The organism is Massilia sp. HP4 (assembly GCF_005222695.1).
Taxonomy (GTDB): Bacteria; Pseudomonadota; Gammaproteobacteria; order Burkholderiales; family Burkholderiaceae_D; genus Telluria.
Window position 1 is genome coordinate 15,209 of the sequence record NZ_STGG01000009.1, and the last position, 24,893, is coordinate 40,101.

23 protein-coding genes are annotated in these 24,893 nt (G+C 68.1%); 13 read left to right on the top strand and 10 right to left on the bottom strand.

Annotated elements, in window-relative coordinates; translation table 11 throughout:
* Positions 1-4: 4 nt before the first annotated feature.
* Positions 5-469, bottom strand: coding sequence for a hemerythrin domain-containing protein (locus E8M83_RS02315; protein WP_137171784.1), 465 nt, complete (start codon positions 467-469; stop codon positions 5-7).
* Between the two features lie 193 nt (positions 470-662).
* Here E8M83_RS02315 and E8M83_RS02320 point away from each other — a divergent pair, with 193 nt between their 5' ends.
* Positions 663-1,385, top strand: coding sequence for a sensor histidine kinase (locus E8M83_RS02320; RefSeq protein ID WP_137171785.1), 723 nt, complete (start codon positions 663-665; stop codon positions 1,383-1,385).
* A gap of 82 nt (positions 1,386-1,467) precedes the next feature.
* Here E8M83_RS02320 and E8M83_RS02325 read toward each other — a convergent pair whose 3' ends face one another.
* The 3 genes from E8M83_RS02325 to E8M83_RS02335 form a co-directional block, all read right to left on the bottom strand.
* Positions 1,468-2,769, bottom strand: a complete 1,302-nt coding sequence (locus E8M83_RS02325) for an NAD(P)/FAD-dependent oxidoreductase (protein ID WP_137171786.1) — start codon at positions 2,767-2,769, stop codon at positions 1,468-1,470.
* Positions 2,770-2,873: 104 nt separating this feature from the next.
* Positions 2,874-3,656 (bottom strand): LytTR family DNA-binding domain-containing protein, encoded by a 783-nt coding sequence (locus E8M83_RS02330; protein WP_137171787.1) that lies wholly within the window; start codon positions 3,654-3,656, stop codon positions 2,874-2,876.
* A complete protein-coding gene (locus E8M83_RS02335; protein WP_137171788.1) occupies positions 3,646-4,914 on the bottom strand; it encodes a sensor histidine kinase in 1,269 nt (422 codons plus the stop codon). The genes E8M83_RS02330 and E8M83_RS02335 overlap by 11 nt, the downstream gene beginning before the upstream one ends.
* A 234-nt stretch (positions 4,915-5,148) precedes the next feature.
* Here E8M83_RS02335 and E8M83_RS02340 point away from each other — a divergent pair, with 234 nt between their 5' ends.
* From E8M83_RS02340 to E8M83_RS02350, 4 genes are all read left to right on the top strand, one after another.
* Positions 5,149-5,826 carry a hypothetical protein gene (locus tag E8M83_RS02340; protein WP_137171789.1) on the top strand — a complete coding sequence of 226 codons (678 nt, stop codon included), beginning with the start codon at positions 5,149-5,151 and terminating at the stop codon, positions 5,824-5,826.
* 90 nt (positions 5,827-5,916) lie between these two features.
* Positions 5,917-6,051: a hypothetical protein gene (locus E8M83_RS26410; protein WP_267874160.1), complete on the top strand. Its 135-nt coding sequence runs from the start codon at positions 5,917-5,919 to the stop codon at positions 6,049-6,051.
* 99 nt (positions 6,052-6,150) lie between these two features.
* The gene (locus E8M83_RS02345; protein ID WP_137171790.1) at positions 6,151-7,395 is read left to right on the top strand and encodes a DEAD/DEAH box helicase; all 1,245 of its coding nucleotides are present in this window, start codon (positions 6,151-6,153) and stop codon (positions 7,393-7,395) included.
* Between the two features lie 64 nt (positions 7,396-7,459).
* Positions 7,460-8,047, top strand: a complete 588-nt coding sequence (locus tag E8M83_RS02350) for a hypothetical protein (RefSeq protein WP_137171791.1) — start codon at positions 7,460-7,462, stop codon at positions 8,045-8,047.
* On the opposite strand, the gene E8M83_RS02355 is transcribed toward E8M83_RS02350, so the two are convergent.
* Positions 8,044-8,913, bottom strand: coding sequence for an AraC family transcriptional regulator (locus E8M83_RS02355; protein ID WP_137171792.1), 870 nt, complete (start codon positions 8,911-8,913; stop codon positions 8,044-8,046). The two genes, E8M83_RS02350 and E8M83_RS02355, sit on opposite strands and share 4 nt — an antisense overlap.
* 67 nt (positions 8,914-8,980) lie before the next feature.
* Between E8M83_RS02355 and E8M83_RS02360 the strand changes: the two genes are divergently transcribed.
* Complete coding sequence (locus E8M83_RS02360; protein ID WP_137171793.1) at positions 8,981-9,337, top strand: cupin domain-containing protein; 357 nt, start codon at positions 8,981-8,983, stop codon at positions 9,335-9,337.
* 31 nt (positions 9,338-9,368) lie between these two features.
* On the opposite strand, the gene E8M83_RS02365 is transcribed toward E8M83_RS02360, so the two are convergent.
* Together E8M83_RS02365 and E8M83_RS02370 are read right to left on the bottom strand one after the other, a co-directional pair.
* Positions 9,369-9,668, bottom strand: coding sequence for a hypothetical protein (locus tag E8M83_RS02365; protein WP_137171794.1), 300 nt, complete (start codon positions 9,666-9,668; stop codon positions 9,369-9,371).
* 145 nt (positions 9,669-9,813) lie between these two features.
* On the bottom strand, positions 9,814-12,492 hold the full coding sequence (locus E8M83_RS02370; protein ID WP_137171795.1) for a bifunctional acetate--CoA ligase family protein/GNAT family N-acetyltransferase: 2,679 nt from the start codon (positions 12,490-12,492) through the stop codon (positions 9,814-9,816).
* Positions 12,493-12,727: 235 nt separating this feature from the next.
* On the opposite strand from E8M83_RS02370, the gene E8M83_RS02375 reads away from it, so the two are divergent.
* From E8M83_RS02375 to E8M83_RS02390, 4 genes are read left to right on the top strand one after another with little or no spacing between them, the layout of a single operon-like run.
* Positions 12,728-13,120 carry a hypothetical protein gene (locus tag E8M83_RS02375; RefSeq protein ID WP_137171796.1) on the top strand — a complete coding sequence of 131 codons (393 nt, stop codon included), beginning with the start codon at positions 12,728-12,730 and terminating at the stop codon, positions 13,118-13,120.
* Between the two features lie 60 nt (positions 13,121-13,180).
* Positions 13,181-13,516, top strand: a complete 336-nt coding sequence (locus tag E8M83_RS02380; RefSeq protein WP_137171797.1) for a hypothetical protein — start codon at positions 13,181-13,183, stop codon at positions 13,514-13,516.
* Entirely contained in the window at positions 13,516-14,925 is a 1,410-nt protein-coding gene (locus tag E8M83_RS02385) for a TolC family protein (protein WP_137171798.1), read from the top strand. The genes E8M83_RS02380 and E8M83_RS02385 overlap by 1 nt, the downstream gene beginning before the upstream one ends.
* Positions 14,922-16,313 carry a multicopper oxidase family protein gene (locus tag E8M83_RS02390; protein WP_137171799.1) on the top strand — a complete coding sequence of 464 codons (1,392 nt, stop codon included), beginning with the start codon at positions 14,922-14,924 and terminating at the stop codon, positions 16,311-16,313. Before E8M83_RS02385 ends, E8M83_RS02390 begins: the two co-directional genes overlap by 4 nt.
* On the opposite strand, the gene E8M83_RS02395 is transcribed toward E8M83_RS02390, so the two are convergent.
* Both E8M83_RS02395 and E8M83_RS02400 read right to left on the bottom strand, forming a co-directional pair.
* Entirely contained in the window at positions 16,310-19,093 is a 2,784-nt protein-coding gene (locus E8M83_RS02395; protein ID WP_137171800.1) for a PAS domain S-box protein, read from the bottom strand. The genes E8M83_RS02390 and E8M83_RS02395 overlap by 4 nt on opposite strands.
* Positions 19,094-19,260: 167 nt before the next feature.
* Positions 19,261-21,753 (bottom strand): heavy metal translocating P-type ATPase, encoded by a 2,493-nt coding sequence (locus tag E8M83_RS02400; protein ID WP_137171801.1) that lies wholly within the window; start codon positions 21,751-21,753, stop codon positions 19,261-19,263.
* Between the two features lie 140 nt (positions 21,754-21,893).
* Between E8M83_RS02400 and E8M83_RS02405 the strand changes: the two genes are divergently transcribed.
* Positions 21,894-23,402 (top strand): aryl-sulfate sulfotransferase, encoded by a 1,509-nt coding sequence (locus E8M83_RS02405; protein WP_170976661.1) that lies wholly within the window; start codon positions 21,894-21,896, stop codon positions 23,400-23,402.
* Positions 23,403-23,407: 5 nt separating this feature from the next.
* Here the strand turns inward: E8M83_RS02405 and E8M83_RS02410 are convergent, their stop codons facing one another.
* Entirely contained in the window at positions 23,408-23,734 is a 327-nt protein-coding gene (locus tag E8M83_RS02410; RefSeq protein WP_206077414.1) for a hypothetical protein, read from the bottom strand.
* Positions 23,735-23,938: 204 nt separating this feature from the next.
* Between E8M83_RS02410 and E8M83_RS02415 the strand changes: the two genes are divergently transcribed.
* Positions 23,939-24,418, top strand: coding sequence for a nuclear transport factor 2 family protein (locus E8M83_RS02415; protein ID WP_137171802.1), 480 nt, complete (start codon positions 23,939-23,941; stop codon positions 24,416-24,418).
* 165 nt (positions 24,419-24,583) lie between these two features.
* A complete protein-coding gene (locus E8M83_RS02420; RefSeq protein WP_137171803.1) occupies positions 24,584-24,892 on the top strand; it encodes an iron uptake protein in 309 nt (102 codons plus the stop codon).
* The last annotated feature ends 1 nt before the right edge of the window (position 24,893 follow it).

Here is a 24,893-nt window from a genome sequence, read left to right on the forward strand (position 1 = left end):
GAGATCAAGCCGTGGCGAGCAGCTCGTCGCGGCGCGCCGCCATCTCGGCCCCCAGCGCGTCCAGGTCGAGCTTGAGCTTTTTCACTTTCGGGAACATGTCTTCTTCTTCCTCGTCGACGTGGTGCTCGATGTATTCGCCCAGCACCGTGACCTTGGCGTCGTACAGGTCCTCGCCCGGCTCCATTTCCTGGATCTGCGCGATCAGGTCCTTGGCCGAGGCATGTTCGACCACGGCTTCGTCGAGCATGTCTTCCATCTCTTTCGACGCCGCGCGCAGCGCCGGATAGAAGATTTCTTCTTCGATCTGCGTGTGCATGATCAGCTGCTCGCAGATCTCATTGGCCAGCTTTTTCTTGCTGGTGGTGGCGCGCTCGCCCAGTTCGTCGAACTGCTTGAACAGTGCCTTGACTTCGTCGTGCTGGCTGATCAGGAGTTCGATCGCGTCCTGCTGCTTGTCATTCTTGCTCATGGTAATACCCCCGATAGTTGTCTGTTGTGGATGGCTCGCTGGCCACATCCACAGCATGCGCCGCCACGCGCGCGCAGACTGTTCGGGAGCGCACGCTGTGCAGGAACAAGGCCTGCCGATCTTGCCGCGCCGGGCGCGCGCCCTCGGAATGCCAATTGTTGTATGATTTGGGAAACATTTAACAGAGCCCACGATGACCGCACCGGCCCCATCGCCCCCCGACCCGGAACTCGAACGCCTGGTCGCGGCGCGCACTGCTGAACTCACCGACATGCTGGCCTGGCTGGCCAATGGCCTGGACCAGGAACGCCGCCAGCTGGCGCGCCAGCTGCACGACAGCCTGGGCTCGTCGATGACGGCCCTGACCATGCACCTGGCCCTGCTGACCCAGAACCTGCCGGCCGACGGCAAGGCGCGCGAGCGCGCCGCGCAAATGAAGACCCTGCTGGCCGGCATCATCGAAACCAACCGCAAGATGCAGCTCGCGCTGTGGAACGACAAGCTCGAATTCCTGGGCCTGCGCGCCGCGCTGGCCGAGCTGGTGCCGGCCTTCGGCGCCGAACGCGGCCTGACCGCGCGCGCCAGCCTGCCCGACGAAGACGGCGCCTGGTCGCGCGAGCACGGCGTGCTGCTGCTGCGCTGCGCCGAGGAAGGCTTGCGCAACGCCGCGGCCCACGCCCAGGCGACGCGGGTCGACGTGATCCTGGACGACGATGGCGATATGTCGATGCTCACCGTGCGCGACGACGGCGTAGGCCCGCGCGAGGACGCGCTGACGGGCGCCGCGAACGGCTGCCACGGTCTGCGCCTGCTGCGCGAACGGGCGCGCCACCAGGGCGGCAACCTGACCCTGGCGCGCAGCGATACCGGCGGCGCCATCCTGCAGATGACCTTGCCGCGCCAGCTGGTGGCTTGAGGTCGACCGATTTTCAGGTCGACCGATCAATGACAACGGCGGCCCATGGCCGCCGTTTTCATTTGTGCGTGGAACCCAGCGCTCAGTGCAGCTTGACCAGCGGCGTGCTGCGCCGGATCAGGAACCGCGCCACCGCCAGCAGCGCGGTGCGGGTAATGCCCATCACCGCCCGGTGGTGCATCAGGTGCAGGCTGGCGTACATGCTGCGCGCCACCGCGCCCTGTACGAACCAGCTGGCCCCGCGCAGCGAACCCATCAGGCTGCCGACGCTGGTGCTCTGCCCGACCGAGACCAGCGAACCGTAGTCGCGGTATGCATACGGCGTGTCTTGCGGCGCCTGGCCCTTGTCGATACGCAGGAACGCCGTCACCAGGTAATCGGCCTGCTGGTGCGCGGCCTGGGCCCGCGGCGGGACCGGCGCGCCATTGCCGTCGATGCAGACCGCGCAGTCGCCCAGCGCCCAGATATTCGGCACGCCTTTCACGCGCAGGTGGGCGTCGACGTCGAGACCGCCGCCCTTGGAGGTCGGCAGGCCGAGGGTACCCAGCAGCTCGGGCGCGCGGATGCCGGCGGCCCACACGCACAGGTCGGCCGGATAGACATTGCCCTTGCCGTCGATGACCTTGTCCGCCTCGATCGCGGTGACGCGGCAATCGGCCACCACCTTGATGCCGCGCTTGTCGAGCAGGTCGCGCGCCGCGTTCGACACCCGTTCCGGCAGCGGCGCCAGGATGCGCGGCGCGCCTTCGAGGATGGTGATGCGCACGTCGCGCTTGACGTCCATGCGCGCGAAACCATAGCGCGCGTACGCGCCCGAGGCTTCGCGCAGCTCGGCCGCCAGCTCGACGCCGGTGGCGCCGCCGCCGATGATGACGACATCCAGGCCGGTTTCCTTGCCCTCTTCGCGCTGCTGCTCGACCGCCAGCATCAGGCGCAGCATGCGCAGGCGGAAGCGCTCGGCGTCCTCGGTTGCGTTGAGCGAGATCGAGAATTCCTCGGCGCCCGGCACGCCGAAATAATTCGAGGTGCTGCCGATCGCCATCACCAGCGAGCCATAGCCCAGGCGCCGCACCGGCAACACTTCTTCGTTGTCGCTCGCGGCGCGCACGGCGCCGATCTCGATCGCCTGGCCGGCGGCGTCGAGCCCGGTCATCGGGCCCAGGATGAAATTGAATCCATTGTCGTGCGCCAGCATGGCGTAAGACAAACCTTCCTGGTGGATGTCCAGGGTACCCGCCGCGACTTCGTGCAGCGACGGTTTCCAGATGTGGTAAAGGCGGCTGTCGACCAGCGTCACCTTGGATGGGCCCAGCTTGCGCCCCAGTTTGCAGGCCAGCTCGAGTCCGCCGGCGCCGCCACCCACGATCACGATATCGCTACGCAAGTTGCCTCCTGTTGATGCCCTGCCCGGCAACAACACCGGGCCCTCAGGCCATGTCGATTTTACTATGGCGGCGTGAATGGCGTTGCACGTGTCAATATTGTTGACTACATATTGCGAAACAGCCCCATGAAGGATTGACTGACTGTCAGTGTCTCGGGCCGGTTCCTGAGCCGGATCGTGCCGCGCCCGCTCTCGTCGCGCGCCACGCCCGCCACCGCGCGCAGGTTGACGATGGTCGAGCGGTGCACCTGCTTGAACATGGTCGGGTCCAGCACCTCGAGCAAATCGCGGATCGGCTTGCGCAGCAGCGACTCCCCCTCGGCCGTCATCACCACCGTGTATTTGGAATCGGCCTGGAAATAGGCTACGTCGTCGACCAGGATCAGGCGCGTCTCGTTGCCGCGGCTGGCCGTCAGCCACACCAGGGGCTGCGCGCGCGGCGCCGGCGGGACGGCGAGCTGCAGCCGCGCCAGCAGCTCGGCCAGCTGGGCGCTGTCCGCTCCGCCGCGCGCCAGGCGCTCGCGCACCCGGCCCACGGTCGTCGCCAGCCGCTCGCGCGACACCGGCTTGAGCAGGTAGTCGACCGCGCCGCGGTCGAACGCATCGAGCGCATACTGGTCGTAGGCGGTCACGAACACGACCTCGGTGGAGAGGCCCGCCGCCAGCATGTTCGACGCCACCTCCAGGCCCGACAGGCCCGGCATGCGGATGTCGAGGAAAGCGACGTCGGGACTATGGGTCTCGATGGCTTCCAGCGCGCTGCCGCCATCCTCGCACACGGCGACGATCTCCAGCCCGGGCCAGCATTCGCCCAGCAGCTTGACCAGTTCATCGCGCAGCAGCGCCTCGTCTTCGGCGACGACGCAGGTAGTCGCTTTATCCCGCATGGCGGCCTCCGTTGCCCTGCAGCGCGAGCGGCACCGTGATCGTCGCCGCCACGCCGCTCGGGAAATTGGCGACGATGGCGAAGCTGGCGCCGTTGCCATACGCCAGGCGCAGGCGTTCGCGTACATTGCGCAGGCCGATGCCGGTGCCGCCGCCCTCGGCCGAGAAACCGCGCCCGTCGTCGGCCACCGTCACGGCCACCGCGTTGTCCAGGACGCGCGCCAGGATCCACACCGTGCCGCCGCCCGGCTTGGGCTCCAGCCCGTGCTTGATCGCGTTCTCGACCAGCGTCTGCAACATCATCGGCGGGAACACCAGCCGGCGCAGCTCGTCCGGCACGTCGACCTGCAGCGCCAGGCGCGGCCCCATGCGGATCGCCAGGATGTCGAGGTAGGCGCGGGCCCGCTCCAGCTCCTCGCCCAGGGTCGACGGTGCATCCTCGGTGCGCGGCAGCGAGTGGCGCAGGTACTGGATCAGGTTGCCCAGCATGGCGTCGGCGCGCGCCGGGTCGCTGCGGGTGAGCACCTGGGCGCTGGCCAGCGTGTTGTACAAGAAGTGCGGCTCGACCTGGGCGTGCAGCAGGTTCAGGCGCGCCACCGTCAATTCCTTCTCGGTCGCGCTCTCGCGCACCTGGTTCGCCTCGATCCGGCGGCGCTCGGCGATGCGGCGCGCGATGGCGCGCACCACGGCTTCGGCGTTTTCCAGGTTGGTGCCGTGGTCGACCAGGAACCAGTCGGTCCAGGCCGGCGCCTCGGGTTCGCAGATCAGGGTCACGCTGCCGGCCACGTCGCCGTTCGGCGTCACAGTGGCCAGGATCTGGTTGCGGCGGGCGCCGATGCCGTCCAGGCCCCACAGCCTGGTCGATGCGTTGCCGTAGGGGTCGATGCGATCGACCTTGGCCCGCACCTGCAGGCTGTCGCGCGCGCTGTCGACCACATTCGCCCCCGGCAGTTCGCGGATCGCGGCGTCGATCATGTCGAAGGCTTCGCCCGCTTCGAGCGGGATCTCGATCTGGCGCCGCTGGCGGTTCGAGAGGGTATTGGCGTCGAGGCGGCCGGTGACCAGGCGCACCCGGCGCATATGCGAGAACACCTCGAGCAATACCCAGCCGCACAGGCCGAAGCCGAACAGCGGGCCGATGGCGCCGAGGTCGATGTCGACGCGCTGCAACCAGGTCTGGCTGAGCGTGATGCACAGGGCGAGGTAGACCGCCAGCCAGGCCAGCAGCAGGCGGAATACATGGAACAGGCTTGCAAACATGATGGGCTTTCTCGAAGTGGGAATGGGTCCAGCATAGGCAGGCCGTTCCTTGCAAGACAGCATTATGCGACGAACGCGGGACTGGGCCGACGAAAGCGCCGCCCGGCGGCATCAACGCGGCCGCCAACGACGGTCGAGTGTGTTGCTTTCTACCTCTGATTACAATTTTCAGACAGGCACTGCCCCATACCTACCCGCTACAATTTCGCCTTCCTGATTTGAAAGGTCTTGCAGATGTCTCCGAAACGCCTTGCCTTCGTGCTGGCCGCCACCCTGGCCGCCGCTTCCGCCCACGCCCAGGTCGGCATCGCCGTCACGGCCGATCTCGGCACCACGGGCGCCGGTGTCCACCTGGTGGTCCCGATGGAGAGCGACCTCAACGGCCGTTTCGGCATCAATTACCTCAAGCACAGCAGCGACAAGCGCTCGAGCGGCATCTCGTATGACGCCGACGCCAAGCTGCAGACCTTCGACGTGCTGTTCGACTGGTATGTGATCGCCAACAGCCAATTCCGCCTGACCGGCGGCGTGATGTACAACGGCAATGAGATCACGGGCCGCGCCCGTCCCGAAGGCGACGGCTTCTACCACCTCAACGGCCGCCGCTACCTGCCGTCCGACGTCGGCACGCTCGACGGCAAGGTCGACTTCCAGAAGGCCGCGCCCTATATCGGCATCGGCTGGGGTAATGCCCTGACCCCGAACAAGCGCTGGAACCTGAACGCCGACCTGGGCGCCTTCTACCAGGGCAATGCCAAGGTGAACCTGGTCAGCCGCGGCTGCAGCAGCTCGCGCGTGACCTGCACCGTGCTCACCAGCGACGTCGCGGCAGAAGAGGCGCGCCTGAAAGACAATCTGTCGGATTACAAATTCTTCCCGGTGCTGCGCGCCAGCGTGTCCTACAGCTTCTGAGCGTCGGCTTCCGGCGTGCGCCACGCGGGCGCGCGCCATGGCCGACGCGGCCGGCGTATGATGGGCTTTCCACCACCGTAAGGACACATCATGCAACCACGCCGAATGCTCGCCGCCGCGCTGACCATGACCTGCCTGTTGCTGGGAGGCTGCCGCGAACACAATGAACCGGTGAAGCCGATCGCCGACCTGTCGGTCGACGCGCCGCCGGCACTGCGCCTGTAAGGTCGGACGGTTTCGCTGCCGTCCACGGTGCTATCGCCAATGCCGGCCCCGGCAGGATAAACTACGGCCTGTTCATTTCCATCCAAGGTTTTCCTGCCCATGTCGTTCGCATCCCTCGGCCTGATCGACCAGATCGTCCGCACCCTCGACGCCCTCGCCTACACCACCCCCACCGCAGTCCAGGAACAGGCGATTCCGGCCGTGCTGGCCGGCCACGATGTGATGGCCGCCGCCCAGACCGGCACCGGCAAGACTGCCGGCTTCACCCTGCCGATCCTGCAACGCCTGAGCAAGAGCGGCACTGTCAGCCCGAATGCGGTGCGCGCGCTGATCCTGGTGCCGACCCGCGAACTGGCCGAGCAGGTGCACGAGAGCGTGCGCACCTACGCGGCCGGCCTGCCGCTGCGCACGATGGTCGCCTATGGCGGCGTGAGCATCAATCCGCAAATGATGGCGCTGCGCCGCGGCGTCGACGTGATGGTCGCCACGCCCGGCCGCCTGCTCGACCTGCAGCGCCAGAACGCGGTGCGCTTCAACGAGGTCAAGACCCTGGTGCTCGACGAGGCAGACCGCATGCTCGACCTGGGCTTTGCGCGCGAGCTCGACGGCATCATGAAGCTGCTGCCGAAGAAGCGCCAGACCCTGCTGTTCTCGGCCACCTTCTCGGACCAGATCCGCGCCCTGTCGAACCAGATGCTGCGCGAGCCGGTGCGCATCGAAGCCACGCCGCGCAACACCACGGTGGCAGCCGTGAAGCAGTGGATCGTCCCGGTCGACAAGAAGCGCAAGCCCGAGCTGTTCGTGCACCTGCTCAAACGCCACGACTGGGGCCAGGTGCTGGCCTTCGCCCGCACCCGCAAGGGCGTCGATGAACTGGTGTCGCTGCTGGAAGCCAGGCGCATCTCGGCCGATTCGATCCACGGCGACAAGCCGCAGCCGGCGCGCCTGCGCGCGCTCGAGCGTTTCAAGGCCGGCGAAGTGCGGGTACTGGTCGCGACCGATGTCGCCGCGCGCGGCATCGACATCGACGACCTGCCGGCCGTGATCAATGTCGACCTGCCGATCGTGGCCGAGGACTACGTGCACCGCACCGGCCGCACCGGCCGCGCCGGCGCTTCGGGCGAGGCGGTGTCGCTGGTGTGCGCCGACGAGGTCGAGCAGCTGGCGGCGATCGAGGTGCTGACGCGGCAGACGCTGGAACGGGTCGAAGAACCGGGTTTCGCGCCCGATCACCGGGTGCCGGTCACGGATGCCAGGGGGCAGATCGTCAAGAAGCCAAAGAAGCCCAAGAAGCCGAAGGGGGATGCGGCGGTGGTGAGCGAGGATGTGCGGTTCAGGCGTTGAGCCTGCGGGTCAGCCAGGACGGCACCCGTTTTCCCGGGTGCGACAATCGAGATTGGGTAAATGAATGCAAGATTGGGAATCCCTGTACCATAAAATCGGCCCACTGCGTTACCAGGCGTCGGCCAGCGACTGCGTTCCGACGACGATCATCAATGGCTTGGCTGTCCTCATGGGCCGGCCACTCCATTCCAAATTGCATCAACTGGTCTGGGCTCTCGCTGGCGACCAGGACAAGCACGGCGGCACCGGCTGGGTTTGCTGTGACACGCTTGCGGTTCTCTTGAGCAAATGGTTCGACCGTGCCCACGAGGACGGGCGCGAGAAAGGTGAGCTGCCGTTCACCTCGGAAATCATCGAAGGCAAGCTGGTCGATCTCGCGACGAATGGCGCGCTGTTGCGTTGCCTGCGCGATGGCGGGGTCGCCTGCCTGACGACGGGAGAACGTGCCGACCATTACTCGCTGTTGATGGCGCGCGAAGGCGATGAGTTCATCGGATTCGACAGCTTCTGGGAAGGCAGGAAAACCGCCAAGCGGCTCGAAAGCTTCGCGGCCTACAAGGGGATGATCAATATCCGCTGGACCAAGGAAGAACTTAGGAACGAACTGCACAGGGGCAGTTGGGTTCACCTGCTTGGACGTCGCAAGGGCTAGTCGGGCGCCCCTGATCCCGACGCCGACGCGCGATACATCGCCCGCCATGCCGATGGCGTGACCCCGACACCGCCCTTGAAGCGCCGGGTAAAATGGCTCTGGTCGGCGAAACCGCAGTCGAGGGCGACCATCGTGAGCGGCATGCCGCGCCGGATCCGCGCCTGCGCTTGGGTGATACGCACGGCATTGAGGTAGACGTGCGGCGGCATGTGATATGCGGCGCTGAACGCGCGCGTCAGGTGCGCGCGCGACAAGCCCGCCACGGCCGCGAGGTCCGAGACCGTCATGTCGTGTGCGTAGTAATTGCGGATATAGTCCTTGACCCGTGCCAGCGCCGCAGCGCTGGCGATGCGAGGCTGGACGGCATCCGGTTGCCGCCGCTCGCCATGCCGGTTCAGCATGGTGCGCAAGAATGCGCGCATCAGTGACTCCGCCCTTAGCGATTCGGCCTGCGACCGGGCCAGGCTGGCGGACAGTAGGCTGAACTGTTCAGCCATCTGCCGGTCTGTCACATGGGGGCGGGTGAAATAACTGCCGCGGGCGGCCTGGCCATCATCCCACGCGCCGGTCGCGACGAATTCATCGGGAACATACCAGATCGTATAGCGGAACCCTTCTTCGGTCCCGGGCCGGCCGTCGTGGTCTTCGTCGGGATTGAACAGCACGAAATCGCCGGCCTGGCTATCGTACTGCCTCCCTTTGCAGCGAAACCGCTGGATGCCATGGGTCGTGGCCCCGATCACGTAGCAATCGTGACTGTGCCGTTCGAAGACATGGTCGGAAAAATCCGCCCGCATGAGCGTCACGCCATTGGCGAGCGCCCCGAACGTGGCCTGGTTGACCGCCTGGCGGGATGATTGGCTCATGCAACAATTGTACAAGACCACGGAGCGCCGAAAAGTAACAATGGTGCTTTCATTCCTGGACAACCCCATGCACACTCCCATCGACCTGGCCGCGAAGCTGGCCACGTTCACCGAAGCCTGGCAACCCCGCACAGTATCCCTGTTCAACGGTCACGATGTGATGGTGGCGAAGCTGCGCGGCCAATACCACTGGCATGTCCACGACGACACCGACGACTTCTTCCTGGTCCTCGATGGCGACCTTGAAATCGACCTCGAAGATGGGGCGACGGTGAAGCTGGCGCCTGGCCAGCTGTATATCGTCCCCAGGGGAGTGCGCCACCGGCCCCGCGCCATCGGCGAGGCCCATATCGTGCTGATCGAGCCGACCGGGACGCCAAATAGCGGCGACCCGCTGACTGCTGCCCCGCGCCGCGTCATCTGAGCTTGCCGTCAGGGCAGCACCTGATCGGGTGCTAGTCGTGTGCTGACAAGATCCCGCGCCTGCGCTCCAGCTGGCGCTCGAACGCCGCACCGGCTGCGTACAGAAGGATGAAGGCCGGCGTCATGAACAAGCCGTACGCATCCGGCCACGAAATGACCGCCAGAGCGCGGTCCATGCCCAGCCAGTGCGCCAGCGCCAGCTGGGCCGCGATTGGCAGCTCCAGATAGGTGAACTGCGACTGGTAATCGACCTGGCCCATCGAGACGATGCCGAGACAGGCCGCGATGAACAGGGCATACGGGGCGCAAAAGAAAAGACCGAGACGGGACATCGTGAGCGATACGGGGTTCGAATTGCTGGGACTATGGCGGATCGTCACGACGTGACAGGGCGGCAAGTACGCTTCAGGTTGGGCGCTACGATACCACCGCGACTTCACGCAAAATCCTCCGAATGTCACGAAACATAGGAAAACGCTAACGTAATGCAAGGCGCATCTTTCGGATGCCCTCTTCGCCATCGATCGTTACCTCGAAGCCCAGCTTTTTCACCATGGCGACGATGCGCGAGTTCTGCGGCAAGGCCTCGCCCACGATCTCGCCCGTGCCGCGCGCGCGGCAGTAGCCGATCAGCTTCTTCATCATGATCCCGCCCAGGCCCATGCCCTTCAGGTCGGAGCGCACGGTGACCGCGAATTCGGCGCTGGTATTGTCGGGATCGGCCACCACCCGCGCCACCGCCAGCGTCTCGTTCACGCCCTCGGCGTTCTTGCGGGTGGCGATGAAGGCCATCTCGCGGTCGTAGTCGATCTGGGTGAAGCGCGCCAACTGAGATGGCTGCAGCTCGCGGATGCGCACGAACATCCGGTAGCGGATGTCGTCCGGCGTGAGCGCGTCGAAGAAAGCCAGATGGGCAGGACCGTCTTCGGGACGGATCGGACGCAGCAGCAGCGGCGCGCCGTGCCAGTCGATGGTTTCCTCGAGCTCGCGCGGATAGGGGCGGATCGCCAGCCGGTCGAGCGTGCTGCCCGAGCGGTCGGCCAGCGCCAGGCGCATGCGCGCATCGAGCACCGTCGCGCCGCGGCTGTCGGCCAGCAGCGGATTGATGTCGAGTTCGACGATCTCGGGGATGTCGGACACCAGCCGCGAGACCTGGATCAGCACCGCAAGGATCGCATCCAGGTTGGCCGCGGGACGGTTGCGGTAGCCGGCCAAGAGGCGCGCCACCCGGGTGCGGTCGACCAGGTCGCGCGCCAGCACCAGGTTCAGCGGCGGCAGCCCCACCGAATGGTCGTCGGTCACCTCCACCGCCACCCCGCCCTGGCCGAACACCAGTACCGGCCCGAACACCGGATCGGTGGCGGCGCCGACGATCAGTTCGTGGCCATGGGCGCGGCGGCACATGGCCTGCACCGAGAAGCCGTCGAAGCGCGCCTGCGGGAACAGCTCGTCCAGGCGCTTGCGCATCCGCTGGGCGCTGGCGCGCACCGCTTCGTCGGAATCGAGATCGAGGGTCACGCCGCCAAAGTCCGACTTGTGCATCACGTCGGGCGTGAGGATCTTGACCGCCACCGGGTAGCCGATGGCGCGCGCCGCCGCCACCGCCGCGTCGATGTCGACCGCGGCGCGGGTCTCGACCAGCGACAGGCCGTAGGCACGCAGGATGGCCTTGGTCTCGGGATCGGACAGCAGCAGGCGTTTGTTGGCGATCGCCTCGCGCACCAGGGCCCGCGCGGCGCTGCGGTCGGGCGCCATGTGGCCGACCATCGACGGCGGCACTTCCATTAAAAGGTTCTGGTTGCGCCGGTAGTGCACCAGTTGCAAGAAGCCGGCCACGCCGTCCTCGGGCGTGCGGAAGGTGGGCATGCGCGCATTGGCGGCGATGGTGCGCGCCTCGAGCACCGAAGCCCCGCCCAGCCAGCACGACAGGATCGGCCGCGAGGCCGCCCGCGCCAGCGGCGCGATGGCGTTCGCCACCTCGCGGCTGTCGACGGTGGCGGTCGGCGAATGCACGACCAGCACGGCGTCGACCTGCGGGTCCTTGAGCAGGATCTCGAGCGCCGCGGCGTAGCGCTCGGGCGGCGCGCCGCCGCCCAGGTTGACCGGATTGGCGCTCGGCGCGGCGGGCAGCAGCGCATCGAGCCGGGCGATCGATTCGGGCGACAAGGTGGCCGCCGTGCCGCTGCCGTAACGCAGCGCATCGCGCGCCAGCACGCCGGGCCCGGCGCCATTGCTGACGATGGCCAGCCGCTCGCCGTGCAGCGGACGGGCATAGGCCAGGGTCTCGACCGCCGCGAACAACTGCTCGGTGGTGTATACCCGCAGCATGCCGGCGCGCCGCACCGCGGCGTCGAAGACATCGTCTTCGCTGGCCAGCGCCCCGCTCTCGCTGGCCACTGCACGCACGCCGTCCTCGCCCGCGCGCGACTTGAGCACCAGCACAGGTTTGCTGCGCGCCGCCGCGCGCGCCGCCGACATGAACTTGCGCGCATAGCGCAGCTGGTCGACATACAGCAGGATGGCGCCGGCGTGGCCGTCGCTGGCCAGGTAGTCCAGCACGTCGCCCAGGTCGACGTCGCTCGAGTCGCCCAGCGAAATGAAGTGCGAAAAGCCGATGCCGCGCGTGCGCGCCCAGTCGAGCACCCCGGTCATCAGGGAACCGGACTGCGAGACGAAGGCGATCCGCCCCGGCAGCGCGCCGCTGTGCGCCACGCTGGCGTTCAGGCCGAGGCCGGGGGCCAGCAGGCCGGCGCTGTTTGGCCCCAACAGGCGCAGCAGATAGGGATGGGCGGCGTCGAGCGTGGCCTGGCGCAGGCTGCGGCCGCGCGCATCGCGGGCGCGCGCCATGCCGCTGCTGAGCACCAGCGCCGCGCGCGTGCCCTTCTCGCCCAGCTGGCGCACCAGTAGCGGGACGGTCGCGGGCGGCGTGCAGATCACGGCCAGCTCGGGCGCCTCGGGCAGGTCGGCCACGCTGTCGTAGCAAGGCAGTTCGCCGACCTGCGCGTATTTTGGATTGACCGCATACAGCTTGCCCTTGTAGCCGCCACCCAGCAGGTTGTCGAGCAGGGTCGTGCCCATGCTGCCGGGACGCTCGGAGGCGCCGATCAGCGCCACCGACTTCGGCGCGAACAGGTAGTGCAGGTTGCGAACGCTCATGCGCCCGGCCCCGGCGCGGCAAGTGAACGGCGAACGGCGTCTAGCATGGTCGGGACCTTTCCAGAGGCAAGTAGTGGCAACATCTAGTGGCAACATCTAGTGGCAACATCTAGTGGCAACATCTAGTGGCAACATCTATTGGCAACATCGTATCAAACGTCGCAGCCCGACGGCGCGCATCGTCGTCAAGCATCGGGCTTGCCGGCGACCGGCCTTGCCATGCTAGAATCGCCGCGTGAAATATTCCGTCCGTCTCCTGTTCGTGTGGCTGATGCTGCTGGCGATCCCGTTCCAGGGAATTGCTTCGGCCGCCATGCTCGCGTGCGCGCACGATGCGCCGCAGGGAGAACCCCATGCGGTGCAGGCAAGCGCGCACCACGACGCCGCGAGCAGTCCTTGCCACGAGATGCAGGATGCGGCGCCTGAACTGGCCCAGGACGCGCACGATCACGACAGCCGCTGCAGCGCCTGCGCTGCCTGCAATATGGGCGCCGCCATGGCGCCGGCGCCGAACCTCGCACCGCCGCCGCCGGCCCTGGACGCGACGCTCCCCGTGACCGTTTCCGGCCGCCTGGCCGCGGTCGACCTCGCCCTGCCCGAACGACCTCCGCGCCTTTCGCTCGCCTGATCTCGCCCATCGCCGCGCCGCGCGCGCGGCCCTGATGCATTTCATCCGAACGAGGAAACCATGTTCAAGCACACTGCCGCGCCATGGCGCGCGGCCGCCTTGCTGGCTGCAAGCCTTGCCGCCATGCCCGCCATCGCCCAGAGCACGGCCGACGATCCCGCCGCCGCCGTCCCCGAGACCCGCTACGAGCCCGCCCACGTCCAGCGCGCGCCCGCCGCTCCCGCGGCCACGCCCGATCGCAAGTGGCAAGAGAGCAACCGCATCGTGGCCAGCCAGCCGGCCCACGGCGCTCATGTGGGCCATGCAGGCCATGCCGGCCACGCCAAGCCTGCCGACAAGCCCGCGCTGAAGGCCGACCCACACGAACATCACCACCACCATGAGGGACACCACTGATGCCGACGCCCATCATGGTTCGCGGCGCGCTGGCCACCGCCGCGGCGCTGCTGCTGGCCGGCTGTGCCAGCACCGATCCTGCCGCCGCCTTGCGCGCCAGCGCGGGCGAGGCCCACGCCCGCACCGGCGTCGAGCCGCGCCTGCTGCGCGATGAGGACGACCGGCGCGCGCTCGCCACCGAGATCGACGCCCTGCTGAAGGAGCCGCTTGGCCTGGACGCCGCGGTGCGCATCGCGGTCCTGAACCATCCCGGCCTGCAGGCCAGCTACTGGGACGCCGGCATCGCCCAGGCCGACCTGGCCCAGGCCTCGCGCCTGCGCAATCCATCCTTCGGCTTTTCGCGCATGAGCGGCGGCGGCAGCCGCGAGATCGAACGCGGCGTGTCGCTCGACCTGGCCGGCCTCTTGACCATGCCGCTGCGCCAGCGCATGGCCGCGCGCCGCCACGAGGAGGCGACGCTGCAGGTGGCCGCCGCCATCGAGCGCCATGCGATCGCCACCCGGCGCGCCTGGATCGAAGCGGTGGCCGCCGGCCAGGCGCTCGACTACGCGCGCCAGGTCGCGGCCGCGGCCGACGCATCGAGCGAACTGATGGAGCGCATGACCTTGGCCGGCAATGCCAGCGCCCTCGACCTGGCGCGCGAATCGGCCTTCCACGCCGAAGCCGGCGCCGCCGTGCTGCGCGCCGGCCGCGCACGCGACGCGGCCCGCGAACACCTGACGCGCCAGCTCGGCCTGTGGGGCGACCAGGCTGGCTACACCCTGCCCGAACGCTTGCCGGAACTGCCCGCGCAGCCGGTCGCGCTGACCGGCATCGAACGCCTGGCGCTCGAACGGCGCCTGGACGTGCGCGCCGCGCGCGCCGCCGCCGCCGGCACCGCCGACGACCTCGGGCTCACGCGCGCCACGCGCATGGTCAATGTGCTCGACCTGGGCTACGCCAGCAAGAGCGAGACGGGCGAAGCCCGCAGCGAAGGCTATGAAGTCTCGCTCGAACTGCCGCTGTTCGACTGGGGGGCTGCCCGCGTCGCGCGCGCCGAAGGCGTCTATATGCAGGCCCTGGGCCGGGTCGCCGGGACGGCGGTGAATGCGCGCAGCGAAGCGCGCGCCGGCTACCTGGGCTACCGCGCCAGCCACGACGTCGCCCGCCATTACCGCGACCACGTGATCCCGCTGCGCAAAAGCATCGCGAACGAAACCCTGCTGCGCTATAACGGCATGCTGGCCAGCCCCTTCGAGCTGCTGGCCGATGCGCGCGAACAGGCGGCGGCGGTGCACGCCACGATCGAGGCCCTGAAGGATTTCTGGCTGGCCGAGGCCGACCTCGAAGCCGCGCTCGGCGGCCGCCTGCCGCCTGCCCAGCAGACCACCGCGCCTGCCCACGCCCACGACAACAAGGAAGCACAATGACCAATCGCAGATCGTTCCTGACCGGCGCCGGCGTGACCATGCTGGGCGCCTCGCTGGTCAGCAAGGCCGGCGCCGCCGCGCTGCCGGAAGCCCCGGTACACCACTCAGCCGCCACCGCCGCCCCGCTGGCGCCCACCAGCGGCCGTCCCTACAACCCGGTGGTCACCCTCAACGGCTGGACCCTGCCCTGGCGCATGAAGGACGGCGTCAAGGAATTCCACCTGGTGGCCGAACCCGTGGTGCGCGAACTGGCGCCCGGCATGCAGGCCAACCTGTGGGGCTATAACGGCCAGAGCCCCGGCCCCACCATCGAGGTGGTCGAGGGCGACCGGGTGCGCATTTTCGTCACCAACAAACTGCCCGAACACACCAGCGTGCACTGGCACGGCCAGTTGCTGCCGTGCGGGATGGATGGCGTGACGGGCCTGACCCAGCCCGGCATCGGGCCGGGTAAAACCTTCGTCTATGAATTCGTGGCGCGCCATGCCGGCACCTTCATGTACCACCCGCACGCCGACGAGATGCAGCAGATGGCGATGGGGATGATGGGCTTCTGGGTCACGCACCCGAAGAATCCGCGCCAGCATGCCGTCGACCGCGACTACGTGATGCTGCTGTCGTCCTACGACATCGAGCCGGGCAGCTACACGCCGCGCACCAACACCATGCTCGACTTCAACCTGTGGACCATCAATAGCCGGGTGTTCCCGGGCCTGGATCCGCTGGTCGCGCGGCAGAACGACAAGGTGCGCATCCGGGTCGGCAATCTCACCATGACGAACCACCCGATCCACCTGCACGGCCACCGCTTCGAGGTGACCGGCACCGACGGCGGCTGGGTGCCGAAATCGGCGCGCTGGCCCGAGGTGACCACCGACATCGCGGTCGGCCAGATGCGGGCCGTCGAATTCGTGGCCGATGCGCCGGGCGACTGGGCCTTCCATTGCCATAAATCGCACCACACGATGAACGCGATGGGCCATGACGTGCCGACCCTGATCGGGGTCGACCACCGCGGCGTGGCCGAGAAGATCAACCAGCTGGTGCCGGGCTATATGGTCATGGGCGACAAGGGCGGCTCGATGGGCGACATGAAGATGGCGCTGCCCCCCAATACGCTGCCGATGATGAGCGGCGACGGCCCCTTCGGCAACCTGGAAATGGGCGGCATGTTCACGGTGCTGAAGGTGCGCGAGGGACTGGGGCGTAGCGACTACCGCGATCCAGGCTGGTACCGCCACCCGGCCGGCAGCGTCGCGCGCGAATGGACGGGCGAGGTGCCGGCGCCTGCCAGCGCACCGGACGCCAGGCCGGCGCCCGCGCCGGCCGGCCAGGCGCTGGACGCGCGCAAGCCCGGCGCCAGGGGCCACGGCGGCCACCAGCACTAGCCTGCAGGCTGGCCGTGCTCCACCGCGCGCAGCAGCTCGAGCAGCTGCTGCGGCGCGACCGGCTTGGTGAAGTGCTGGTCGAAACCCGCGGCGCGCGACGATTCGCGGTCTTCCTGCCGGCCGCGGCCCGTGACCGCGACCAGGTAGGGACGCGGGCACCTCGAGGCCAGGATCGCCGCCACTTCCAGCCCGTCCATCTCGGGCATGCCCAGGTCGAGCACCACGATCTCGGCGCAATGCGCGTTGTACAGCCGCAGCGCCTGGGCGCCGTCGTGCGCGACCTCCACCGTCGCGCCTTCCGAACGCAGCAGCCAGGCCAGCGACTCGGCGGCGTCGACATTGTCGTCGGCCACCAGGATATGCCTGCCGGCGACGGCGCCCCCGCTCGGCTGGCTCTCGGCGCCGGCTTCCGGCTCGGCCGCCTCGCACAGCGGCAGGCGCACGATGAAGGTCGCGCCCCGCCCCGGGCCTTCGCTATCGGCCCGGATGCTGCCGCCATGCAGCTCGACGAAGCCCTTGGCCAGCGACAGCCCGATCCCCAGGCCGCCCTGGGCCAGGTGGCGCGCGCTGCCGACCTGGACGAACGGATCGAATACACTCTCGATCATGCTGGCGTCCAGCCCGACCCCATTGTCCTCGACCCAGGCCACCGCTTCTCCGTTCTCGGAACGCAGCCCGATCTCCAGCGCGCCGCCGGGCGGCGTGTACTTGGCCGCGTTGTTGATCAGGTTGGCGAACACCTGGGTCATGCGCAGCGCGTCGGCCTCGACCCACAGCGGCTCGTCGACCAGCCGCAGCGTCACGTGGTGGCGCCCGGTCTCGACCAGCGGCATGCTGGTCTGCAGGGTGTCGCGGATCAGGCGCCCGAGTTCCACCCGGCTGCGCCGCAGCTCGATCTTGCCGCGTCCGATGCGCGAGACGTCCAGCAAGTCGTCCAGCAGGCGCGCCATTTGCGCGGTCTGGCGCCCGACCATGGCCGCGATCCATTCGATGCGCTCCGGCGCCAGCGTCTTGCTGCGCAGAAGGGAGGCGGCGTTGGCGATCGGCGCCAGCGGATTGCGCAGCTCGTGCGCCAGGGTGGCGATGTACACGTCCTTGCGCCGGTCGGCCTCGCGCAAGCCGTCCATCGCCTGCTCGCGTTCGGTCACGTCCAGCACCAGCGAGAACACGGTCTGGATCTCGCCGGTCTCGTCCACCAGCACCGAGTTGTACCACTCGCAGCACAGTTCGCGGCCATCGCGGGTGAGATTGCGGTTGCGCGACTTGGCGTGGTGGGTCGGCGTCTCGAGTAGGCGCTGGATCATCAGCGCCACCTGGTCGGTGTCGCTCTCGTGGATCAGCGGCAGCGCATCGATGCGGGTGCCCACCACCTCGTCCTGGCGCCAGCCGAACAGCTCCTCGGCGCGCCTGTTCCAGAGCGTGACGACCAGCTCGCGGTTCCATTCGATCACGGCCAGCGGCGTGTTCTCGACCAGGTAGCGGGTCTGGTCCAGGGCGCGCGCCAGCGCCGCGCTGGCCTCGGTGCGCTCGGTGATATCGTCCAGCACGATCACCGCCGCCGCCAGTTCGGCCGCGCCATCGCGCAGCGGCGCGCCGCTGACCGTGTAGACCCGGCGCACACCGTCATGGTCGCTTTCCAGCAGGGCGTCGTGGAAGGTCTCGCCGCCCACTGCGCGCGCCACCGGACCGCGGATCAGCTCGAGCATGGCCGCCACGCCGTGCGACGCACAGTCATCGGCCGCGCCGCCAGGCGCACCACCTCCCGCCACCGGCCCGGGCGCAAAACTGGCGGCCATGCGGCTGGCCTGGTCGTTGGCCATCACGCAGCGCCCCGCCTGGTCGACCATCAGGACCCCGTCCGGCAACTGGCGCAGCACGGTCCCCAGCAGGCTTTGCCACTGGGCGTGGGCGCGGGTTTCCATCATCTCCTGGAAGGTTGCGTGCAGGCGCGCATGCAGCGCGATATTGTCGATCGCCAGCGCACCCAGCACGAACAGCGAGGCCGCCAGGCCGTACAGGCGGCCGGCATAGAAGCCGAGGTCGAACATGCCGCCATTGAGCACGCAGGACAGCCCGACCTCGAACACCCAGGCCGCCATCGCCACCGCCAGCCAGACGTCGAGCACGGTGCGCGGCCGCTTGCGCACGATGGCCCACAACACCCAGAGCGAGAGCACCAGCACCGCACCCGAGAGCCAGTGGTAGAGCGGCAACGTGCGCTTGCCTTCCATCAGCGGCGGCAGCCAGGGCGCCCCCGACGTCGAGACCAGCATCAGCAGCGCCACGAACAGCACCATCAGCAAGGCGCCGACCCGCATGAAGTGCGGCGGCAGCGGCGGCGCGCCGGGCGCGGTATGCGCATAGCCGAGCACGAACAGGGGAAACAGCGCATGCCAGGCGAGGTGCAGCCAGGGCGTGGTCTGGATATTGCCACCCAGCACACCCTGCTCGGCGAACAGGCCGGGGAAGGTCAGCAGGTGGACACTGGCGATCAGCGCCGTGAGCAGGTAGCCCAGCACCAGGATGCCAAGCGCGCGCGAGCGGCTGGTGTGGACATGCCCGATCAGCAGGATGCCGGTCAGCAGGTTGGCGCCGATCAGCACCGAGCCGTACATCGGGATGAATTCCGGCGCCTGGGCCAGCGGCAGGCGCGCCGCCGGCGCCAGCAGCGCGAAGATGAGCGCCAGGCCGGCCAGCACCCAGACCACATGACGCAGCTGGGCGCCGCTTGGCGGATGCCTGACCAGGTCCGTCGGTTCCGCTAGCACACCGTGTCGCATGGTTCTCCCCGTGGAGGATCCGGCGGGGGCAGCGAGGTTTTTTCCGGGCTGGCCAAGCGGCGCCTGTATTTATTGTCGTTTCAATAAAATATAGCGCAATTACCACCGCCCGGGGAGGAAAATTGATGTCTTATCGTCCACATCCGATACTTTGGACGGAGAATTTTCTATACCAAGGTGCGCGCCGTGACCGGATAGCCGGCGCCGTCGATGGCGGCGACGATGCGCTCGAGGTCGGCCTGGCTGGCGATGCGCACGCTGGCCTTGTCGAGGTCGATCGCTACCGTGGCTTCGGCGTCGACCGCCTGTACCGACTTGGTGACGCGCCCCACGCAGTGATTGCAGCTCATGCCTTCCACGGTCAGTTCATACATGGTGTTTTCTCCTGGTGCTTGGGGCGTCGTCGCCCCGGTGGTTGAAATGGATTCAATATCAGGTTCGGGCTCGGGTGCGCTTGCGGGCAAGGCCGGTGCGCCCTTCCAGCGCCGCAGCAGCAGCGCGTTGGCCACCACGCTGACCGAACTGGCCGCCATGGCGGCGCCGGCCAGCACCGGATCGAGCAGGCCAAAGGCCGCCAGCGGCAGGCCGATCACGTTATACACGAAGGCCCAACCCAGGTTCTGGCGGATCTTGCGGTAGGTGCGGCGCGACACGGCGATGGCGTCGGCCACCAGCCGCGGATCGCCGCGCATCAGGGTCACGCCCGCGCTGTGCATGGCGACGTCGGTGCCGGTCGCCATCGCCATGCCGACGTCGGCCGCCGCCAGGGCCGGCGCATCGTTGATGCCGTCGCCGACCATCGCCACCCTGCGCCCCTGCCGGCGCAGCGCGTCGACGACCTGCGCCTTGTCGGCCGGCAGCACCTCGGCATGCACGCGGCCGATACCGAGCTGTTGCGCCACGCTGCGCACGGCGCCGGGGCTGTCGCCGCTGAGAAGGACCGGCTCGATGCCGATCCGTTTCAGATGCGCGACGGCCTCCAGCGCGCCCGGCTTGATCCGGTCGCCGAAGGCGAGCAGGCCTCTCACGGTCAACCGGCCGTCGCGGCGCTCGGCCAGCCAGGACACGGTGCGGCCCAGCGCTTCGTGTTCTTCGGCGCCGGCCGCCGGCAAGCCCAGTTCTTCCATCAGGCGCCGGTTGCCCAGCAACAGCGTGGCGCCATCGACCTCGGCCTCGACGCCGCGGCCCGGCAAGGCGCGCACGGCGCCGGCCGCTTGCGACGCGATGCCGCGGCGCATCGCTTCCTCGAGCACGGCCCCGGCCAGCGGGTGGGAACTGCCCTGCTGCACGCTGGCCGCCAGCGCCAGCAGGCGCGCGGGATCGTCGCCCTCGCAGGCCAGCAAGCGCGGCTTGCCCTCGGTCAGGGTGCCGGTCTTGTCGAACACCACCACGTCCAGCGCATGCGCGCTCTCGAGCGCTTCGGCATCCTTGATCAGGATCCCGTGCCTGGCCGCGGCCCCGGTGCCGACCATCACGGCGGTCGGCGTGGCCAGCCCCAGCGCGCACGGACAGGCGATCACCAGCACCGCCACCGCATTGAGCAGGGCCGCCTGCCAGTCGCCGCTGGCCACGCCCCATCCGAGCAGGGTCGCCAGGGCGAGCGCCAGCACGACCGGCACGAACACCGCGCTGACCCGGTCCACCAGGCGCTGGATCGGCGCCTTGACCGCCTGCGCATCCTCGACCATGCGGATGATCTGCGACAGCATCGTCGCCGCGCCGACCGCGGTCGCCTCGACCAGCAGCAGGCCGTCGGCGTTCACTGCGCCGCCGGCCACCTTGTCGCCCGGGCCTTTTGCCACCGGCAGGCTCTCTCCGGTCAGCAGCGATTCATCGAGGTGGCTGCGGCCGTCGACCACGCGGCCGTCGGCCGGCACCCGGGCGCCGGGCTTGACCACCATCAGGTCGCCCACGCGCAACTCGCCCAGCGGCAGCTGCAGGTCTGCGCCCGCGCGCCGCACCAGTGCTTCGTCGGGCCGCAGGCGGCCGAGCGCATCCAGGGCGGCCAGGGTCTGGCGCTTGGCCCGGCCTTCGAGCCACTTGCCGAGCAAGACCAGGGTGATCACGACCGCCGACGACTCGAAGTACAGATGCGGCTCGGCGTGGGCGCCATGCCCGCTGGCGGTGAGCAGCAGGTAGAGCGACAGGCCGTAGGCCGCGCTGGTGCCGAGCGCCACCAGCAAATCCATATTGCCGCTGCCGGCGCGCAGCGCCTTCCAGCCGGCGCGGTAGAAACGCGCGCCGAGCCAGAACTGGACCGGCGTGGCCAGCGCCAGCTGCAGCCAGCCGGGCAGCATCCAGTCACGGCCGAATGGCGCGGCCAGCATCGGCAGCACCAGGGGCAGGCTCAGGATCGTCGCGGCGGCCACCGGCCACCAGGCGGGCAACTGGCCGGCGTGCTCCTTGCGAGGCGGCGCGGCGCCATGGGCATCGGGCAGCACGAGCGCCGCCTCATAGCCGGCCGTGCGCACGGCGGCGGCCAGGACCTCGGCCGCTACCTCTCCCTGCACGCTGGCCTTCTCGGTCGCCAGGTTGACGCTGGCGTGGTTCACCCCCGGCACCGCGCGCAGCGCCTTCTCGACCCGCGCCACGCAGGAGGCGCAAGTCATGCCTTCGATGTCCAGGACGGTGTTGTTCATTTGCTTGTTCCCATGATCCATACCATGAGGATAATCCTTCCCACGATGGGAAGGTCAAGGGGTTTTCATTTAGTTCACGCGACGGGCTTGCGCGGGTCGCAGGCATGGGCCCGCCAAAGAGAATAAAACTAAGGCTGGCCCTCGTTCACGCAGGAGCACCGATGAAGTCGCCCATCACGCTATTCCTCTGGATACTGCTGACCATCCTCTTGTCCGCCTGCGGCGGCAAAGACCACGACAAAACCCAGGCCGAGCGCGCGGGCATCGGCGCCATCGCCCAGGCCGCCGGGGCCACGCCGTTCGTGGCGCAACTGAGCCATACCCTGCACGATTTCTCCCACCTCGACAGCGTGCACTACACCATCGCCGCCCGCCCGGGCACGCATTCGCGGCCGGTGTCGGTCACCTACGACCGCGCCTGGCTGGGGCGGCGCGCGGCCTGGGACGGGCCCAGCGAGCGCATCGCCTTCCCGGTGTTCGGCCTGTACGCGAATCACCGCAACGAACTGACCCTGACCACCCGCTTTCGCGACGGCTCGCTGCATCAATCGACGCTGGCAGTGGTCACCGGCGCCTACACCGGCCCGGCCACGCTGTACGCCACGCCCGAGGTGCGCACCGCGCGCGGCGCGGCCTCGCCCGGCTTCGACTACATGCTGGTCAAGAACGGCATCACGATGCCGGTCATCCTCGACAGCGACGGCCAGATGCGCTGGGCCGGCGCCGCGGTCGCCAACTCGTTCTCGTCGCTGTTCGGCGACGACGCCTTCTATCTGGGCGACCAGGCCGCGCCGCTGCTGCACCGGGTCGACGTCGACGGCAGCGTGCGCAGCAGCCGCCTCGACGACCCCAGGTTCACCAACTTCCACCACGAACTGGCGCGCGGCAAGAGCGGCTTCCTGGCCGAACTCGATGCCGAGGTCGGCGGCGTGCGGCTGATCGAATCGATCCTGGCCGAGATCGACCTATCGGGACGGGTGCTCAAGGAATGGGACCTGGGCCAGATCTTCCGCGCGGCGATGCGCGCGGGTGGAGACAATCCCGACAACTTCGTGCGCGACGGCGTCGACTGGTTCCACATGAATTCGGCCATCTACGACGCCCAGGACAATACGCTGCTGATCTCGAGCCGCGAGAACTTCGTCGTCAAGCTCGACTACGACACCGGCGCCATCCGCTGGCTGCTGGGCGACACCGGCAAGCACTGGTATGTCAATTATCCATCGCTGCGCGCGCTGGCGCTGCGCGTGACCGAGGGCAAGGCGCCGATCGGCCAGCACAGCCTGTCGGTGGCGCCCAACGGCGAACTGATCCTATTTAACAACGGCCTGGCAAGCTTCAACCAGCCGGCCGGCGCGCCGGCTGGCCAGAACCGCAGTTACAGCACGCCGTCGCGCTATGCGATCGACGACAAGGCGCGCACCGCGCGCGAAGTCTGGACCTGGGATGCCAACCGCGAGCTGCTGTCCGACATCTGCTCGTCGACATATGAAGGCGCGCCCGGCCAGTACCTGGTGGCCTATTCATCGCTGGCGGCGCGCACAAAGGCGCGCCTGGTGGCGCTGGACGGCGCCGGCCAGGTGGCTTTCGACTATGCCTATCCGAGCGAAGTGTGCAATACGGTGTTCATCGCCCAGCCGTTCCGGCTGGATGGGCTGCGATTGCGCTAAGGTGCTTAGCTGCCGACGCCAAGAAAGACGCCAACCGCCAGCTCCACCCAGACTGCGGCGCCCACCAGGGCCACCGCGCCCACGGCCAGCACCTGCTGCCACAGCGTCAGGCGCGCTACCCGGCGCGCGGTGCGCAGGCAAGCCAGCCCGGTGCCGGCCAGCAGCACGGCGGCAGCGGCGAAATCGAAGCCGCTCCAGGTGACCTGGCGCGTAAACTGCATGGCGACCAGCGGCACCAGCAGGATCATTGCCGTCGCCAGCCCGACCCGCAACAGGTCGATGCCCATCGTGTCCTTGTGTGCCTGAATATCCTGTCCGCCTGCGGTATGCATGGTGTTCTCCTGAATCTGACGAATCGGGCGCGCGGTGCCTGACCTTGTGTCGCCAGATTATCTGAATTGCACCGGGAACGGAAGCGCAAGACACAGCGACGCCCGAGCGGCAGGCGCCATGATGTGCCATGATTGCAAAACTTTGTTACATACTTACCTCCGGGAATTTATATACTATCAGCGGTGCAAACTTTCCCGCCGACCATGCGTTTTCTTTCCATCCTGCTGTCCGCATCGCTCTTTCTCGCCGCTTTCCAGTGCGCCGCCAGCCCAATGGCTCCCGAGGCAGCCCTGCGCGCAGCCGAGCAGCAACGCGCCGACGCCGTCGCCATCCGCGACATCGCCACCCTGCGCAAGCTGATCAGTGGCGACTACTACCATGTCGAGACCAGTGGCCGCGCCCGCACCAAGACCGAATTCCTGCAACTGCTGGCGCGCGGCGAGTTCGAGTTCCGTTCCTACGAAGTCGACGATATGGAAATCAGGATGCTCGACAATGGCCGCGCGGCGCTGGTCACCGGCCGCTTCCGGGCCGAGACGCAGGGCGCCAAGCGACCGCGCGAAATCCGCGGACGGTATGTACGCATGTGGGTGCTAGGGCCGGAAGGCTGGCGCAACACAATGCAGCAGAGCACTGAAATCCGCCCGCTCACGATCCAGCGCGACACGCGGGCACAACCATAAAGCCAGGCGGGCAGGCAGCTGTCCGTCATCTGTCGGCCACGAACGCATTCAAAATCGGTGTGACTGCTTGTCAAGGCGGCGTGATGCATCTATCATGAGAATGATTATCATTTGCCGTCTCATTTACGGTTCCATTCATTCCTGCCACGCCCAACCAGCGCGACCATGACCTCGATCACTCTCACGCCCCGCCACATCGCCTCGCGCACCGCGGTGGCCATCCTCGGCGGCTACGCCTTCACCTGGGGCGTCATCGCCCTGGGCATCGCCCTCATGTACAGCGCCGGCATGGAATTCCATGACGCCGAGCACCTGTCTTACATCATCGGTTTCCTGGTCTTCCTGACCGCCTTCCTGGTCGCCTTCGCCGCCCAGGCGCTGCGCAAGGTGGCGCTGGTGCTGGTGGGCGGCGGCGCACTGATGAGCGCCGCCGCCTGGTGGGTGCAGGGCCTGATCATCGCTTCGGGGGTCTGAT